The sequence below is a fragment of the Pseudorhodobacter ferrugineus DSM 5888 genome (assembly GCF_000420745.1).
Classification (GTDB): Bacteria; Pseudomonadota; Alphaproteobacteria; order Rhodobacterales; family Rhodobacteraceae; genus Pseudorhodobacter; species Pseudorhodobacter ferrugineus.
Genome location: NZ_ATVN01000031.1, coordinates 1 through 14,564, shown reverse-complemented (window position 1 = coordinate 14,564; position 14,564 = coordinate 1). Strand labels below are relative to the sequence as shown.

At 61.3% G+C, this 14,564-nt stretch carries 17 protein-coding genes; 13 read left to right on the top strand and 4 right to left on the bottom strand.

Annotated elements, in window-relative coordinates; all coding sequences use genetic code 11:
* Together G560_RS21560 and G560_RS19755 are read left to right on the top strand one after the other, a co-directional pair.
* The coding region (locus G560_RS21560; protein WP_028914251.1) for an integrase core domain-containing protein at nucleotides 1–240 on the top strand (240 nt) is incomplete at its 5' end.
* Nucleotides 241–527: 287 nt separating this feature from the next.
* A complete protein-coding gene (locus tag G560_RS19755) occupies nucleotides 528–713 on the top strand; it encodes a hypothetical protein (RefSeq protein WP_033419515.1) in 186 nt (61 codons plus the stop codon).
* Between the two features lie 162 nt (nucleotides 714–875).
* On the opposite strand, the gene G560_RS0117720 is transcribed toward G560_RS19755, so the two are convergent.
* Complete coding sequence (locus tag G560_RS0117720) at nucleotides 876–2,912, bottom strand: PhoX family protein (protein ID WP_022705615.1); 2,037 nt, start codon at nucleotides 2,910–2,912, stop codon at nucleotides 876–878.
* A 360-nt stretch (nucleotides 2,913–3,272) separates the two neighbouring features.
* On the opposite strand from G560_RS0117720, the gene G560_RS0117710 reads away from it, so the two are divergent.
* From G560_RS0117710 to G560_RS20115, 5 genes are all read left to right on the top strand, one after another.
* The gene (locus G560_RS0117710; protein WP_022705613.1) at nucleotides 3,273–3,620 is read left to right on the top strand and encodes an ArsR/SmtB family transcription factor; all 348 of its coding nucleotides are present in this window, start codon (nucleotides 3,273–3,275) and stop codon (nucleotides 3,618–3,620) included.
* On the top strand, nucleotides 3,617–4,636 hold the full coding sequence (gene arsB, locus G560_RS0117705) for an ACR3 family arsenite efflux transporter (protein WP_022705612.1): 1,020 nt from the start codon (nucleotides 3,617–3,619) through the stop codon (nucleotides 4,634–4,636). Before G560_RS0117710 ends, arsB begins: the two co-directional genes overlap by 4 nt.
* On the top strand, nucleotides 4,633–5,061 hold the full coding sequence (locus tag G560_RS0117700) for an arsenate reductase family protein (RefSeq protein WP_022705611.1): 429 nt from the start codon (nucleotides 4,633–4,635) through the stop codon (nucleotides 5,059–5,061). Before arsB ends, G560_RS0117700 begins: the two co-directional genes overlap by 4 nt.
* Nucleotides 5,054–5,770, top strand: a complete 717-nt coding sequence (gene arsH, locus G560_RS0117695) for an arsenical resistance protein ArsH (protein ID WP_022705610.1) — start codon at nucleotides 5,054–5,056, stop codon at nucleotides 5,768–5,770. Before G560_RS0117700 ends, arsH begins: the two co-directional genes overlap by 8 nt.
* Before the next feature lie 275 nt (nucleotides 5,771–6,045).
* A protein-coding gene (locus tag G560_RS20115; protein WP_155947390.1) for an IS3 family transposase occupies nucleotides 6,046–7,576 on the top strand; the annotation gives its coding sequence in 2 pieces (ribosomal slippage) (nucleotides 6,046–6,876 and nucleotides 6,878–7,576; 1,530 coding nt in all).
* 106 nt (nucleotides 7,577–7,682) lie between these two features.
* Here G560_RS20115 and G560_RS0117685 read toward each other — a convergent pair.
* Both G560_RS0117685 and G560_RS0117680 read right to left on the bottom strand, forming a co-directional pair.
* Nucleotides 7,683–8,228 carry a DUF3489 domain-containing protein gene (locus G560_RS0117685; protein WP_022705609.1) on the bottom strand — a complete coding sequence of 182 codons (546 nt, stop codon included), beginning with the start codon at nucleotides 8,226–8,228 and terminating at the stop codon, nucleotides 7,683–7,685.
* Between the two features lie 89 nt (nucleotides 8,229–8,317).
* Nucleotides 8,318–8,545: a hypothetical protein gene (locus G560_RS0117680; protein WP_022705608.1), complete on the bottom strand. Its 228-nt coding sequence runs from the start codon at nucleotides 8,543–8,545 to the stop codon at nucleotides 8,318–8,320.
* Nucleotides 8,546–8,820: 275 nt separating this feature from the next.
* Here G560_RS0117680 and G560_RS0117675 point away from each other — a divergent pair, with 275 nt between their 5' ends.
* The 6 genes from G560_RS0117675 to ubiG all read left to right on the top strand — a co-directional run bounded on the left by G560_RS0117675 (nucleotide 8,821) and on the right by ubiG (nucleotide 14,230).
* Nucleotides 8,821–9,207 carry a thiol-disulfide oxidoreductase DCC family protein gene (locus G560_RS0117675; RefSeq protein WP_022705607.1) on the top strand — a complete coding sequence of 129 codons (387 nt, stop codon included), beginning with the start codon at nucleotides 8,821–8,823 and terminating at the stop codon, nucleotides 9,205–9,207.
* A gap of 90 nt (nucleotides 9,208–9,297) precedes the next feature.
* Nucleotides 9,298–10,560: an ABC1 kinase family protein gene (locus G560_RS0117670; protein WP_081647703.1), complete on the top strand. Its 1,263-nt coding sequence runs from the start codon at nucleotides 9,298–9,300 to the stop codon at nucleotides 10,558–10,560.
* Between the two features lie 5 nt (nucleotides 10,561–10,565).
* Nucleotides 10,566–11,783, top strand: a complete 1,218-nt coding sequence (locus tag G560_RS0117665; protein ID WP_028914249.1) for an FAD-binding domain-containing protein — start codon at nucleotides 10,566–10,568, stop codon at nucleotides 11,781–11,783.
* Nucleotides 11,780–12,712 carry an NAD(P)/FAD-dependent oxidoreductase gene (locus G560_RS0117660; protein ID WP_022705604.1) on the top strand — a complete coding sequence of 311 codons (933 nt, stop codon included), beginning with the start codon at nucleotides 11,780–11,782 and terminating at the stop codon, nucleotides 12,710–12,712. Before G560_RS0117665 ends, G560_RS0117660 begins: the two co-directional genes overlap by 4 nt.
* Before the next feature lie 2 nt (nucleotides 12,713–12,714).
* Nucleotides 12,715–13,536, top strand: a complete 822-nt coding sequence (locus G560_RS0117655) for a methyltransferase family protein (RefSeq protein WP_081647702.1) — start codon at nucleotides 12,715–12,717, stop codon at nucleotides 13,534–13,536.
* Nucleotides 13,526–14,230 carry a bifunctional 2-polyprenyl-6-hydroxyphenol methylase/3-demethylubiquinol 3-O-methyltransferase UbiG gene (gene ubiG / locus G560_RS0117650; RefSeq protein ID WP_022705602.1) on the top strand — a complete coding sequence of 235 codons (705 nt, stop codon included), beginning with the start codon at nucleotides 13,526–13,528 and terminating at the stop codon, nucleotides 14,228–14,230. Before G560_RS0117655 ends, ubiG begins: the two co-directional genes overlap by 11 nt.
* Nucleotides 14,231–14,243: 13 nt before the next feature.
* Here ubiG and G560_RS0117645 read toward each other — a convergent pair.
* The coding region (locus G560_RS0117645) for an IS5 family transposase (RefSeq protein ID WP_022705601.1) at nucleotides 14,244–14,564 on the bottom strand (321 nt) is incomplete at its 5' end.

The window sequence follows — 14,564 nt, the reverse complement described above, 5'->3', positions numbered from 1 at the left end:
TTCGTTTCGACATCTTCGATCTCCTTCGTGATGAAGATCAGCAGACAGCAAATCGGAGCTTACGTCAGTGTCCAGTTTTTGGGCGGCACCTCAGTCTTTTACACCCTACGCGAGGCTCAGATCCTGATCGAGCGCTGGCAGCACCACTACAACACCGTCAGGCCCCATAGCGCAATGCGCTACCGTCCCCCGGCGCCAGAAAGCATGTTGCCGATAGACCAAAGGCCGACCATGCACTAACATTCAGACCGGACCACCCGATGGGGGCACCCCATTGCTTTGGTGCATAAAACGCAAAAAGGCCTGAGCGGTAAAACCCAAACCGTTGATATTGCTTGCGAATTAGTGTTGGTTGCGGGAGCTCGACTTCACAAATACTTGCCTTTGTATGATACACGCAATTACCAATAATTATGCCATCCCGCCAGATTGCATCGCCCCCCGCAGTTTGCCTGCGTTCATAGCAAAACCTGCGCTTCGTCATCTGATCGCCGGGTAACATGCTGATGACAAGGAGGTGTTGAATTATGCCAGAAATTCAACCAGTTTTCCGAAACGCCATGACCCAGTGCAAAAAAGTTAAGCCGACTTTTGATGAGAACATCATGTTTCAGAGTGGTCAACGCCAGATCAAAAATGCATCAATTCGATATGAAAATCAATGCCTTGGTCGCAATATGCTAGTCGTCACCGTCCAGATTGCCCGACTCTGACCGATCTGGGCAATGGTCCGGTCGCTCAATAAGCGCGCGGCACTCATGGTAAGTTTCCGCAAGATAAAGCCGCTCTGGATTTATAGCGGCTACCGATCAGCTGTGTCGCCCCAAGAAAAAGGGGCCGGATGTCCGGCCCCCTGTCGTCATGAAAAGCCGTGGTCAGGCCCCGATCACACCGCCATCTACGCGGCTGATGACCAACGTGGCCGAGCGCGGCACGGTGCCGTTGTAATCGGGAAAGCCCGAGCCGAAATTGCCCGTCGCAAAGTCGGCATCCGTCGCATGGCCGCCGGGGTGCTGGACATTGATGAACATCGTCTGCCCATCCGGCGTCATGGTGATGCCGGTGATCTCTTGCCCCCAGGGGCCAGTCATGAACCGCCGGATCTCGCCGGTGGTGGGGTCGGCCGCCAGCATTTGGTTCATGCCAAAGGGGGCCAGCGGGCCGGTCTGATCGGGGCCGATGTCGCCCATGTCGGTCTGGATCCACAGGCGGGAGTTGTCGTCGCACCAGATGCCGTCGGGGCAGGCAAAGGTGCTGTCATCACTCAGCGCCTGACCGTCCAGCGTCAGCGACTGGCGCGGCGTGCCCGCAATCACGAACAGCTCCCAAGCAAAACGGGTGGCGGTATGCTCACCACCGTCGTAGCTCCAGCGCACGATCTGGCCGAAGTTGTTTTCGGCGCGGGGGTTCACGGCATCCACCTCGGTCTGGCTGCGGCGATTGTTGTTGGTCAGGGTGAAATACACCTCGCCCGAGTTCGGATCGACCGCACCCCATTCCGGGCGGTCCATCTTGGTGGCCCCTGCCAGATCGGCGGCAGCGCGGGTGTTGACCAGAATATCGGCGAGGTCAGCAAAACCGTTTTCCGGCGTCAGCCCGTTTTCGCCGGGGGCAAGCGCCAGCCAGTCGCCGCTGCCATCCTCGTTGAAGCGCGCCACATACAGCGTGCCCGCATCCAGCAAAGCGCCCGAGGCCGTGGCCGGATCATAGGCCTGCGCCGAGACAAATTTGTAGATATATTCAAAGCGGCTGTCGTCGCCGGAATAGCAGACAATCGGCTTGCCTGCGATGGCGGGCGCGAACACGATGCCCTCATGCGCGAACCGACCCAGATGGGTGCGCTTTATGGGCATGGCGTCGGGGTTGAAGGGGTCGAACTCGACCAGCCAGCCAAAGCCGTTGGGCTCATTGCGGTAATCATCGGCGGGCGTGGCCCCGGTGACGGCCGCGTTGAAACGGGTATAGGCCTCAGCCCCCGAGGCGGCCTTTTCCCAGCCATAGCGCGCCGCATCGGCGGGCACACCATAGCGCTTTTGCGCGCGTGGCATTTCGGCGTCGGCATTGACGAAATACCCGGCCCAGTTTTCCTCGGCGGTCATATAGGTGTTCCATGGCGTATAGCCATTGGCGCAGTTGTTCAGCGTGCCGCGCGTGCGGGTGCCATCGGGGCTGAATTTCGTGGCCAGATGCGGCGTGCCCGCGACCGGGCCGGAAAAGCCCATCTCGGTCAGGGCGGTGATGCGGCGGTTCATCGGGTCGGCCACAACAGCCCATTGCCCATCCGCGCCACGCGTCACCCGCATGACCGAACAGCCATGTGCGTTCATTTCCTTCAGCACCTCATCATCATCGCGCGCGCCGTTGGCATCAAACACCACGGTGTCGCCATCCAGCGCCTGACCCGCCCATTTGGCCGCATGCAGCAGCCGTGGCTCGATATATTCGTGGTTCATCACCAGCAGGCCATCGGTCGATGACCCGTCAATGGCAAAGAAATGCATCCCGTCATGGTGGCTGCCGACCTGCATGCCCTGCTCGGCTCCGGTGTTGGCGCCCGGCGCATAGGCGGGCATGTCGCCGGTGATCGGCGTGCCCCAAGGGGCCAGCACCTGTGCGGTATAGCCCGCAGGCACGACGACGACATCCTCCTTGCTGATCGGCACGGCGGCAAAGCCCAACAGGCCAGCGGGTGCCGTGGTCTGCGCAAGGGCGGCACGCGGGCTGAGGGTCGCGCCGAACAGCCCCGCCGCAATCGCCGAAAGCCCACCGACAAGAAACCCGCGACGTGAGGCGCGCGCCTCGATCACCTGATACATATTGCGATTGGCGGACTGGTTCGAGGGCACCTCATCGCCATGTTCATGATGCGGTGCGGCGCGGAAATCGGAATATTCGGATTCATAATCTTTCATGGCAGGCTCCTTGGCTTTGCGGACATGGTGGCTCAGGGGGGCGCTGGTTGCCGTGATGCGACGGGCATGACCTGCACCCTTTGGTCCCTCTATCCATGCGCTGTTCGAGTAACACCAAGGTTGCAGTCTGTTGAAAGTTCGATGACAGACCACCCTCCCGCGTCTTTCGGCCACGGACGCTTGCACCTTTGCGGTGCCCGATACCTTGCGACATGGCTTTGTAAGCAGCTACCCTGTCCGTGCGCGCACTATCAGCCTGCGTCATATCTTCTTTGGTCTGATGGTTTGCGGGATTGACCCGGTGCTTTATGCTGGCTATCAATCGTAAATCGACGATAAACGAAGATAGAGCCGAATTTCATGCCTGTTGCCGCATCTCCCTTGTCCGACACAGCAGACCGCAAAGTGGCGGATCTGGCCAAGGCGCTGGCCCATCCGGCACGTCTGCGTATTCTGCGGCTGTTGTTGGCCACGCCGGGCTGTATCGGGGGCGACATCGTGGATGCGGTGGGGCTGGCGCAATCCACCGTGTCCGAACATCTGCGTATCCTGAAGGCGGCGGGCGTGATCAGCGGCGAGATTTCCGGCCCCCGGGTCTGTTACGCGCTGAACCCCGATGCCTTGGCGCTGCTCGCCGATTTCGTCGCCTCTCTCAAAGTGCCCGACAGCGCCCTGTGCTGCATCCCCAATCCGAAAGCCGCGCCATGAGCCTGTTTGAACGCTATCTGACCCTGTGGGTCGCGCTGTGTATCCTGGCCGGGCTGGCCCTTGGCAGTCTGATGCCCGGCGCCTTTGCCATGCTGGCCGGGCTTGAATATGCTTCGGTCAATCTGGTGGTGGCCGTGCTGATCTGGGCCATGGTTTACCCGATGATGGTGGCGGTTGATCTGGGGTCGTTGAAATCGGTCGGGCAGCGGCCCAAGGGGCTGATCATCACCGTGGTCATCAACTGGCTGATCAAGCCGTTCACGATGGCGGCCCTTGGCGTGCTGTTCTTTCACCACCTGTTTGCCGGGCTGATCGACGCAAAGATGGCCCCCGAATACATCGCCGGTTTGATCCTGCTGGGGGCGGCGCCCTGCACGGCGATGGTGTTCGTCTGGTCGCAAATGACCCGCGGCGATCCGAATTACACGCTCGTGCAGGTCAGCCTGAACGATCTGATCATGGTCGTGGCCTTTGCCCCCATCGTGGCCTTTTTGCTGGGCGTCACCGATATCATTGTGCCGTGGGAGACGCTGATCCTGTCCACCGTTCTTTATGTGGTGATCCCGCTGGTCGCCGGGCTGCTGACCCGGCACGCCCTGATGGCACGGGGGGGAGAGGCGGCGGTGACGGGTTTTACCGCGCGCATCAAGCCCGCGTCGATGATGGGGCTGCTGCTGACGGTGGTGTTGCTGTTCGGCTTTCAGGGGCCGGTCATTCTGGCGCAACCGGGGCTGATTGCGCTGCTGGCGGTGCCGATCATCCTGCAATCTTACGGCATTTTCGCGCTTGGCTATGCCGCCGCTTGGGCATGGAAGTTGCCCCATAACATCGCCGCCCCCTGCGCGCTGATCGGCACATCGAATTTCTTTGAACTGGCGGTTGCCGTGGCCATCGGGCTGTTCGGGCTGAACTCGGGCGCTGCTTTGGTGACGGTGGTGGGCGTGCTGGTCGAAGTGCCGGTCATGCTGTCGCTGGTCGCCTTTGCCAACCGAACCCGAGACAGGTTTCCAACATGAGCTTTCCCATCGTCATCCACCACAACCCCGATTGCGGCACCTCGCGCAATGTGCTCGGGATCATCCGTGCGGCAGGCTATGCGCCGGTGGTGATCGACTACCTGACAACGGGTTGGACGCGGCCGCAGTTGCTTGGGCTGTTTGCCGCCGCCAACCTCACCCCGCCTGAGGCGCTGCGCGTAAGCAAGTCACCCGCCGAGGCCTTGGGTCTGACCGCGCCTGACGTGACGGATGACCAGCTTCTGGCGGCGATGATCGCACATCCCATTCTGGTCAATCGCCCGATTGTCTGCACCCCCAAAGGCGTGCGCCTGTGCCGCCCGTCCGAGGCGGTGCTGGACCTTTTGGACCAAATGCCCCCCGGCCCCCTGTCGCGCGAGGATGGCGGGCTGATCATCGACGCGAAAGGGAACCGCCTTGTCTGACACCCCCAATATCGACGATGCGCTGCTGCCCGGCATAGACGCCAAAACCCTGATGTCGCCACCGCAGAAAACCCATCCACCGCGCATCGCGGTCCTGTATGGCTCGCTCCGCCCGCGCGCCTTCAGCCGGTTGTCGGCAGAAGAGGCCGGGCGCATCCTGACCCGACTTGGCGCAGAGGTGCGGTTTTTCGACCCAGCAGGCCTGCCGCTGGTCGATGATGGGGTGGATGCAACCCACCCACGCGTGCGCGCGTTGCGTGATCTGGTGGTCTGGAGCGAGGGGATGGTCTGGTCCTCGCCCGAACGGCACGGCGCGATGACGGGCCTGATGAAAACGCAGGTGGACTGGATCCCCCTGTCGGACGGCGCGGTGCGCCCGACCCAAGGCAAGACGCTGGCGGTGATGCAGGTCTCGGGCGGGTCGCAAAGTTTCAACGCCGTCAATCAGATGCGCATCCTTGGCCGCTGGATGCGGATGATCACCATCCCCAACCAATCCTCGATCCCAAAGGCATTTCAAGAATTTGACGAGGCCGGGCGGATGCGCCCCTCGCCGCTTTGCGACCGGATCGTTGACGTGATGGAGGAGTTAGTGAAATTCACCCTGCTGACCCGTGACCGCGCCGATTATCTGGTGGACCGCTATTCCGAACGCAAAGAAACGGCACAAGCGCTGATGGACCGCGTGAACCAGTCGGACGCGACCTGAGGTCGGTGCTGCGGCAAAGCAGTCTTTCGCTTGCACCAGTGCCAAAGGCTGGATGAGATCAGACCCCGCATGTTTCCATACAGGGGTAATTAGGCTACCAAGGCCGTGGGTGTTCATTTCAACGAGAATTTGACCCAGTTTTCCGCAACGCCGTGACCCACTAGCTTCAATATTTCTGCTTATTTTTCATGAGATTAACAAATTTCAAACGGGTCGGCGCCAAATGAAAAAAAGGGGGGTGCGGACGAAAAGTTGGACTATCTTGGAGATAGTTCATGTATAGCTACGAAGAACGAATGCGTGCGGTTGAGCTTTATATCAAGCTCGGCAAGCGCTTGCGGGCCACGATCCGTGAGTTGGGGTATCCAACGAAGAATGCCTTAAAGGGCTGGCATCGAGAATATGAGCGTGGGCAGGATTTGGCGACACGTTCAGTGCCGCGCGCGCCTAAATTTTCAGAGGCACAAAAGCAGGTGGCGTTAGAGCATTATGCCAGCCAAGGGCGCTGCATTTCATGGACACTGCGTGCCTTAGGCTATCCAGGCCGAGCCACGCTGACGGCCTGGGTGCGCGAGGTCTTTCCCGATGCTAAGACGGTTTGCACCGGGACACATGGACCAGGCAATCACTCTGACGCCGTGAAGAAAGCTGCTGTGGTTGGACTTTATAGTCGTCAAGAAAGTGCGCAGGCTTTGGCAGAAAAGGTCGGAGTTAGCAGGCCAACGCTGTATGCTTGGAAAAACCAACTCCTTGGCCCGGAGGTTCCTGCCACGATGAAACGCAAGAAAAGGGCGCCCTTGGATCCAGAGATCGAAGAATTGGAACGTCAGCGTGAAGCCCTGCAGTGCTGCATCCGCGAACTTCAGATTGAGCATGACCTGCTCAAGACTGCGAGTGAACTGATAAAAAAGGATCCTGGCGGCGATCTGCAGGACCTGAGCAATCGGGAAAAGACCATGCTGATCGTCGCCCTAAAAAATCGGTATAAAGCACCGGCGCTGTTGGCCCGGTTGGGCCTGGCGCGGAGTTCTTACTTCTACCACTGCGCTCGTATCACACTGGAAGATAAGTATCTTCCCATCCGCCACACCATGAAGGAGGCCTTGTGAGCGCAACCATCGCGGCTTGGGCTACCGTCGCCTCAGAGCCTCAATGATGCGGCACTCTATCTCGATCTCTGAGAAAGTGGTGCGGCGCCTGATGAAATGGTGCGCTTTGGTCGTCCCAAAGCCCAAGCGGCGGCGTTACAGCTCGTATCTGGGCGAGATTAGCCCCGCGCCGGAGAACATCATCAACCGTGACTTCCAGGCTTCCGCGCCCAATGAAAAATGGCTGACAGACATCACCGAGTTCCACATCCGCGCTGGAAAAGTCTATCTTTCCCCGATCATCGATTGTTTTGACGGCCTCGTCATCAGTTGGGCCATCGGGACCAAACCGGACGCCGATCTAGCAAACACCATGCTTGATGCAGCAGTTGAGACCATCGCCGACAGCGAAGCGCTACCCATAATCCACAGCGATCGCGGAGGCCATTATCGCTGGCCTGGCTGGCTGGAACGCATAGACGCAGCAAAGCTCGTTCGCTCGATGTCACGAAAGGCGAGCTCGCAAGACAATGCCGCATGTGAGGGCTTCTTCGGTCGCCTGACGACCGAGTTCTTCTATCCGCGCGATTGGCGGACCTTCACGCCGGCTCAGTTTATCGACGAGGTTGACGCCTACATCCGCTGGTATAACGAAACACGCATCAAGATGTCCCTTGGTGGTCGAAGCCCAATCGAATACGTAAAAGCCTCGGCCTAATGCCGTGAAAACAGTCCAAGTTTTTGTCCGCACCCCCCCAATTAATGGGGCCGACTGCAAACCAACCGAGGTTCATTACCGACTGCTCGACTGACAGCGCGTAAAATCATGCATTGTCGCGGCTGATCCGGTAAACTCTGCCCCTACCGTCTTCCTTTGCCGAGGTCACGACCAGCCCGAGCTTCTTTCCCAAGGCCCCCGACATCGCGCCCCTCGCGCTATGTGCCTGCCAGCCGGTGGCAGCGACGATCGCATCCATCGTCGCACCCTCTGCCGTTTGCAGCATCTCGATCAGCACCGCCTGCTTGGTACCAGCGCGCGGTGTCGGCAGCTTGGGTGCGGACGCTTCGGCCGCATGATCACGAATGGCGGCCATTGTCTTCACCACAACAGGCTCTATCCCAATGGCCACAAGGCCCGCACCCGTGACCACCAACGTTGTGCCGTGGCCATCGCCGGTCTCGCGCCAAAGCGGTTCGCCCCGGCTCAGGTTGGCGTCGACCTCTTGCAGCCAGCCGTGTTCGATCATCTTCCCAACCGCCATCTTCGCCGCCGCACCGGCCAGCCCTTTGGGCAGTGGCAGGGCGATATTTTCGGGGCGCAGGGCCCCGGTACTGAGGATGATGGATTGGGTTTCGGTGAGTTTTGTCATCGCAGGCTCCCGTTTTCGGGCGCGCGGTGTGCCGCCCTTCTACGCGGCCAAGCCCCGCCATCACGGGGCTGGTGCGGGGCGTGCCCTTTTTAGTTGGTGTGTTCGTCCTCGCCAAAGGCGCTGTCCGTGATCTGGCACAGCAGGCTGGTGTAGTGGTTCAGGGTGCCGACATCGCCCCAGTTGATCTCGTCGGGGTGGGTCTCGAAATGGTCGTCGCTCAGGGCCTTCAGTCGTTCCAGCATCGCGTCGATCTGAAACTTGGTAGTCATGAAGGCGTCGAGGACTTTGGCATTGCCGGTGGCGTGGCGGGTGGTCATGGCTTGGTCTCCGTTGGGTGACTTGCATCGTTCTGGTGCAATCAGAATCGCTCTGTGCGCGACTGCAATCAACTGAATAACAAGTAAAAACATTATCTTAGTAAAAATCTACGTAGCTACGCGCTACTTCGGCACACATTGATCTGGCGAACGGGGCCGCAACGCCGCGCAAGGCTATTAGCGCGCTAGCCAGGCAGATTAGCCCGGACGCGTGGGAAGTCACAGCGGAGGTGCCGTCGGTTTGACTTCACACGTAGCAAGCCTATCTGACCGATATGGAAAACAGCACCAAAACATCCGTTCTCTACAACGCCAACTGCCCGGTCTGTAATTTTGAGATCGGGCATTACGCGCGATATGCGGGCAAGGCGGGCCTGCCGATCCGGTTTGATGACCTGAACACGGACGCGCGGGCCCAGTGGGGGCTGGATGCCGACACGGCGGCGCGGCGACTGTATGTGCTGCATGACGGCGTGCTGACATCGGGCATTCCGGCGTTTCTGGTCCTGTGGGCGCAGATGCCGCGGTATCATTTGCTGGGGCGGATCATTGGCTTGCCGGGGATAAGGAAGATCGCCGGTGCGGCTTATGACCATGTGCTGGCCCCGTTGATCTACCGTTGGCACTTGCGTCGATTGCGCAAGCAACGCGTCCCCACCTGACACGGGAGCACGCATTTGCCCAATGACAATGACAGCAACGGAGCTGCGGTACCGAGCGGGCGCGCGGCCCGTCTGTGGCACCTTGGAGGCATGGCGACGGGCATTGCCGGCAGTGTCAGCGCGGGGGGATTGCGCGCGCTGGCGGAGGGCAAGCGGCCCGTTCTGGCACAACTGCTGCTGACGCCTGCCAACACGCGGCGTCTGACCGATGGCCTGTCGCACCTGCGCGGCGCGGCGCTGAAGCTGGGGCAGATGCTGTCGATGGATGCCGGGATTGTGCTGCCGGGTGAGTTGACCGCGATCCTGTCGCGCATGCGCGATGGTGCCCAGCATATGCCGCCCAAACAGCTGCAAACCGTGCTGAATGCCGAATGGGGCCCGGGCTGGTACGGCCGCTTTGCCCGCTTTGACGTGCGCCCCTTTGCCGCTGCATCCATCGGGCAGGTGCACCGGGCCACGCTGCACGATGGCACCTACTTGGCGATCAAGGTGCAATACCCCGGCGTCCGCGCCAGCATTGACAGCGATGTGGACAACGTGGCCACCCTTTTGCGCCTGCCAGGCCTGATGCCCCGCGGGATGGACCTGTCCCCCCTGCTGACCGAGGCCAAGCGCCAGTTACACGCCGAAGCCGACTATCTCGCCGAAGCGCAGCATCTGGCCCGATTTGGCGATCTGCTGGTCATGTCCGACATGTTCGCGCTGCCCACCCTGCATGACGCGCTGTGCACGTCCCAAGTGCTCGCGATGCGCTACATGGAAAGCGCGCCACTGGACAGTCTGGTGGACGCGCAGCAAAGCCAGCGTGACCGAGTAGCCGCCGCCCTGATAGACCTTGTGCTGCGCGAGTTGTTTGTATTCGGCGCGATGCAGACCGACCCCAACCTTGCCAATTACCGCTTTGATCCCAAAACTGGCCGCATTGTCCTGCTGGATTTCGGTGCCGTGCAGCCCGTTGCCCCCGCTCTTGCCACTGATTTTCGCGCGCTCGCCCGTGTGGCGCTGGATGGTGGCGATGCCGCCACGCACAGCGCCATGCTGCGCATCGGATACTTCGGCGCGGATACCGCGCCGCATCATCAGGGGCTGATCCAGTCCATGTTCAACGTCGCCATGGGCCCGGTCCGGCAGAATGCGCCATTTGATTTTGGTAACAGCACGCTGCTGGAAACCCTTCGTGACATGGGCCTGGCTATAGGCAATGACCGCGAGCTTGCCCATGTGCCACCTGCTGCCACACTGTTCCTGCACCGCAAGATCGGCGGGATGTATCTGATGGCCACCAAACTTCGCGCCCGTGTCCCACTGCGCCCAATGGTCGAAACCTATTGCCGCGATCAAACCTTGGAATGAACCTGATGACAGATTTTACCCCCACCCGCGCCGCTGGCGATGCGCTTATGGCGGAGTTTATCCCTCGCATGGGCCGCCGCTATGCCAATGGCCGCAACACTGACCACGGCCCCGGCGCGCAAAAGGCGGTGTCGGTGCTGTCGCCCTATATCCGGCGCAGGCTGGTGCTTGAACAGGACGCCGTGGCGGCGGCGCTGGCAGCCCACGGCCCCGAGGATGCCGAGAAATTCGTGCAAGAGGTGATCTGGCGCGGCTATTTCAAAGGCTGGCTGGAGCGCCGCCCGCAGGTCTGGGCCAGTTACCGCAGCGGGCTGAATGCTGACCTTGCCGCGCTTGACCGCGACCGCCGCATGCGCCGCGATGTAGACCGCGCGATGACGGGCCAGACGGGACTTGAATGTTTTGACGCTTGGGCGACCGAACTGGTCGATACCGGCTATCTGCACAATCACGCGCGGATGTGGTTTGCGTCGATCTGGATATTCACGCTGGGCCTGCCGTGGCGGCTGGGGGCGGATTTCTTTTACCGGCATCTTCTTGACGGCGATGCCGCATCAAATACTCTTGGCTGGCGGTGGGTGGCGGGGTTGCACACCCGGGGCAAACCCTACCCGGCGGATGCACAGAACATCGCGACCTTTACCGCCGGACGCTTCACCCCACGACGGTCTGATCTGGCGGAGGTAACGCAGGGCCTTGAGGCGACAGAGCCGGATGGCCTACCATCGGTGCAACCCTTGCGGTCGCTAAACGCCCCCCTGCCCGGCCAGCCCACCGCTCTTCTGATCACGGATGAGGATTGCCGGGTTGAGGATTTCAACCTCGCGGCACTGGATATCCGATCTGTTGCCACGCTGATCGCAAGCCATCTGCGATCGCCCTTGCCGCTGTCCGATCTGGTGTCAGACTTCGAAGCTGGCGCTTTGGCAGATGCCATCTTGCGGGTTGGCGCGGAACCCATGCAATTGCAGGCGGGCGACCCCGCAGCCCTTGCGAAATGGGCCACCGCCGCGGGCGCCACGCAGATTGCCACGCCCTACATCACCCAAGGCCCCTTGCGCGACTGGCTGGACGAAGCAGCCCCATCGCTTGCCCTCGCAGGCATCACCCTATGCGAATGGCGGCGCGATTGGGACGCTGCCATCTGGCCGCATGCCACGGCGGGGTTCTTCAAGGTCAAACAGAACATCCCTCGTATCCTTGAGCAGGTATTGCGCGCATGACGCCCGTCATCATTATTGGCGCTGGCATTGCCGGTCTGGCCTGTGCGCGCAGGCTGGCTGATGCGGGGATGGCACCCGTGGTACTGGACAAGGGCCGCGGTATTGGCGGGCGCGTTGCCACGAGGCGGGCGGGGGATCTGCAGTTCGACCATGGCGCGCAATATGTGAACGCGCATGGCACAGGCTTTGCCAGCGTACTGGCTGCACTGGAAAGGGCGGGCACGCTGGCCGGGTGGGCGGATGGCACGGGGCGCACGCACAGTGTGGGCGTGCCGGGCATGTCGGCCCTTCCCAAAGCGCTGGGGGCCTGGCTGGATATTCGACAAAATGCGCAGGTGCTACGTCTTGTCCCAGATGCTGGGGGCTGGCTACTGCATCTGGCTGACGGCACCTTGCGTGCATCAAGGGTTGTGGTCACGGTACCCGCGCCGCAGGTGGCAGCCCTTTTAGGCGCGGATCACCCGCTGGTTGCAGCCCTTGGCGCGGTGCAACTGGCCCCTTGCCTGACGCTGATGGCTGCTGTCGCTGGCCCTGCCCCGTTCCTCACCCGTAAGGATACCGACGACCCGCTGTCATGGATAGCGCAAGACAGCGCCAAGCCGGGCCGCCCCCAAGCCGAGGGCGCGCTGTGGGTGGCACAGGCGGGTGCCGCGTTCAGTGCGGCACATCTTGATGATGATCCTGCCACCTTGACCAACCGCATGTTGCACTTGCTGTGTGACGGGCTGGGCGCTACCCCTACCAGCATTATCTATGCCAGTACTCATCGCTGGCGTTATGCGCGGGTAACGCAGGCGCTTGGAAAGCCGTTTTTGTGCAGCAACAATGGCAGCCTTTACCTTGGCGGCGACTGGTGCCTTGGCCCAAGGATCGAGGCGGCGTGGGACAGCGGTACCGCCATTGCCGCCGATCTGCTGGCGCGGAGATGACCATGTGGACCGATCCGCGCGTCGCCCGACTGATCACGCTGATCCGCGCCGCCCTGCGCCCGCCCGCTGGTGCGGGGAGGATCGCGTTGACGCTGACCTTTGGTGTGTTGTGCCATGCGCTATTTGCCGTCGGCGTTCTGGCGATGATCGTGGCGATGTTCTTTGGCCTGAGCGAAAGCCTTGGCTCCGTGCCTTGGCCGATGGCGGCGCTGGCCAAGGCCGCCCTGATCGTGCAGTTTCCGCTGGCCCATTCGTTGCTCCTGACTGGGCGCGGCGGGCGGCTTCTTGCGCGGCTGATCCCTGGCCCACATGGGCAGACGCTGGCCACCACCACCTATGCCATCATCGCCTCGGCCCAACTGCTGGCGCTGTTTGCGCTGTGGACACCGTCGGGCGTGGTATGGTGGCGGGCCGAAGGGGCGGCCTTCTGGGCCATGACCGCCGCCTATGGTGCAAGCTGGTTGATCCTGCTGAACGCCAGCTTTGATGCGGGGGCAGAGGTGCAATCAGGCGCGCTGGGCTGGATGTCGCTTCTGGCACGCATCCGACCGGTGTTCCCCGACATGCCGACCATCGGTCTGTTCCACCTGATCCGCCAGCCGATCTATGTGGCCTTTGCGCTGACGCTGTGGACCATGCAGGTCTGGACGCCGGATCAGTTGGTGCTGGCGGTCTGCTTCACCGCCTATTGCGTCCTGGCCCCGCGCCTGAAGGAACGCCGATTTGCCATCCGCTATGGCGACCGATTTGATCGCTACCGCACCGAAGTGCCCTATATGCTGCCCCGCCTGCCCAAGTCAGAGGATCAACCCGATGCGCAATGACCTGACGATCTATGACAGCGTGGCCGATCACTGGTGGTCAGATGATATCCGATGGGTGCGAACGCTGAAAAACCTGGTTCCCGGGCGGCTGGCCTGGTTCGACCGGTATATCGACTGGCAGGGCCGCGAGGTGCTGGACCTTGGCTGCGCTGGGGGCTTTATGGCCGAAGCATTGGCGGCTCGTGGGGCGCGTGTCACCGGCATTGACCCCGCCGCCGACGCCATAAAGGCCGCCCGCGCCCATTCCCGCGCGCAGGGCCTGCGCATCGGGTATGATGTGGGGGTTGGCGAGGCCCTCCCATATGATGATGCCAGTTTCGACGCCGTGGTTTGTGTCGATGTGCTGGAACATGTTACAGATTTGCACCGGGTGCTTGCCGAAGTAACGCGCACCCTGCGCCCCGGCGGGCTGTTTCTGTTCGACACGATCAACCGCAATCCGCTGGCCCGTCTGGCCACCATCACCCTCGCTGAAGACCTGCTACGTCTGTTGCCACGCGGCACGCATGATCCGGCGATGTTCATCAAACCGCGCGAATTGCATGCCGCAATGGAAGGCGCAGGGTTAGTGCCGGGGGCAGTGACCGGCCTTGGCCCGCGCGGGATAAACCGCCGGTTTGACCTGACATTTGGCCCCCTGCCGCTGACCGCCATCCTTTATATGGGGATCGCGCGTAAACCGGGCCCATTATGACTAGGTTCAGGACTCATAACCAGAATATGACGGTTGCAGCGAGTGCAATTGCTGACAGGAATACCTTTGGACAGCGGTCATAGCGGGTTGCGACGCGTCGCCAATCTTTGAGCCTGCCAAACATTCTTTCGATGCGGTTGCGGCGTTTGTAACGGCGCTTGTCGTATCGAATGGTCTTGTTGCGTGATTTGCGACCTGGGATACAGGGCCTTGTACCCCTTTCTGACAAGGCTTCGCGGAACCAGTCGGCATCATAGCCTCGATCTGCAAGCAGCCATTCTGCATTTGGCAAACTGCTCAGCAAAGCCATGGCGCCAGTGTAGTCGCTTACCTG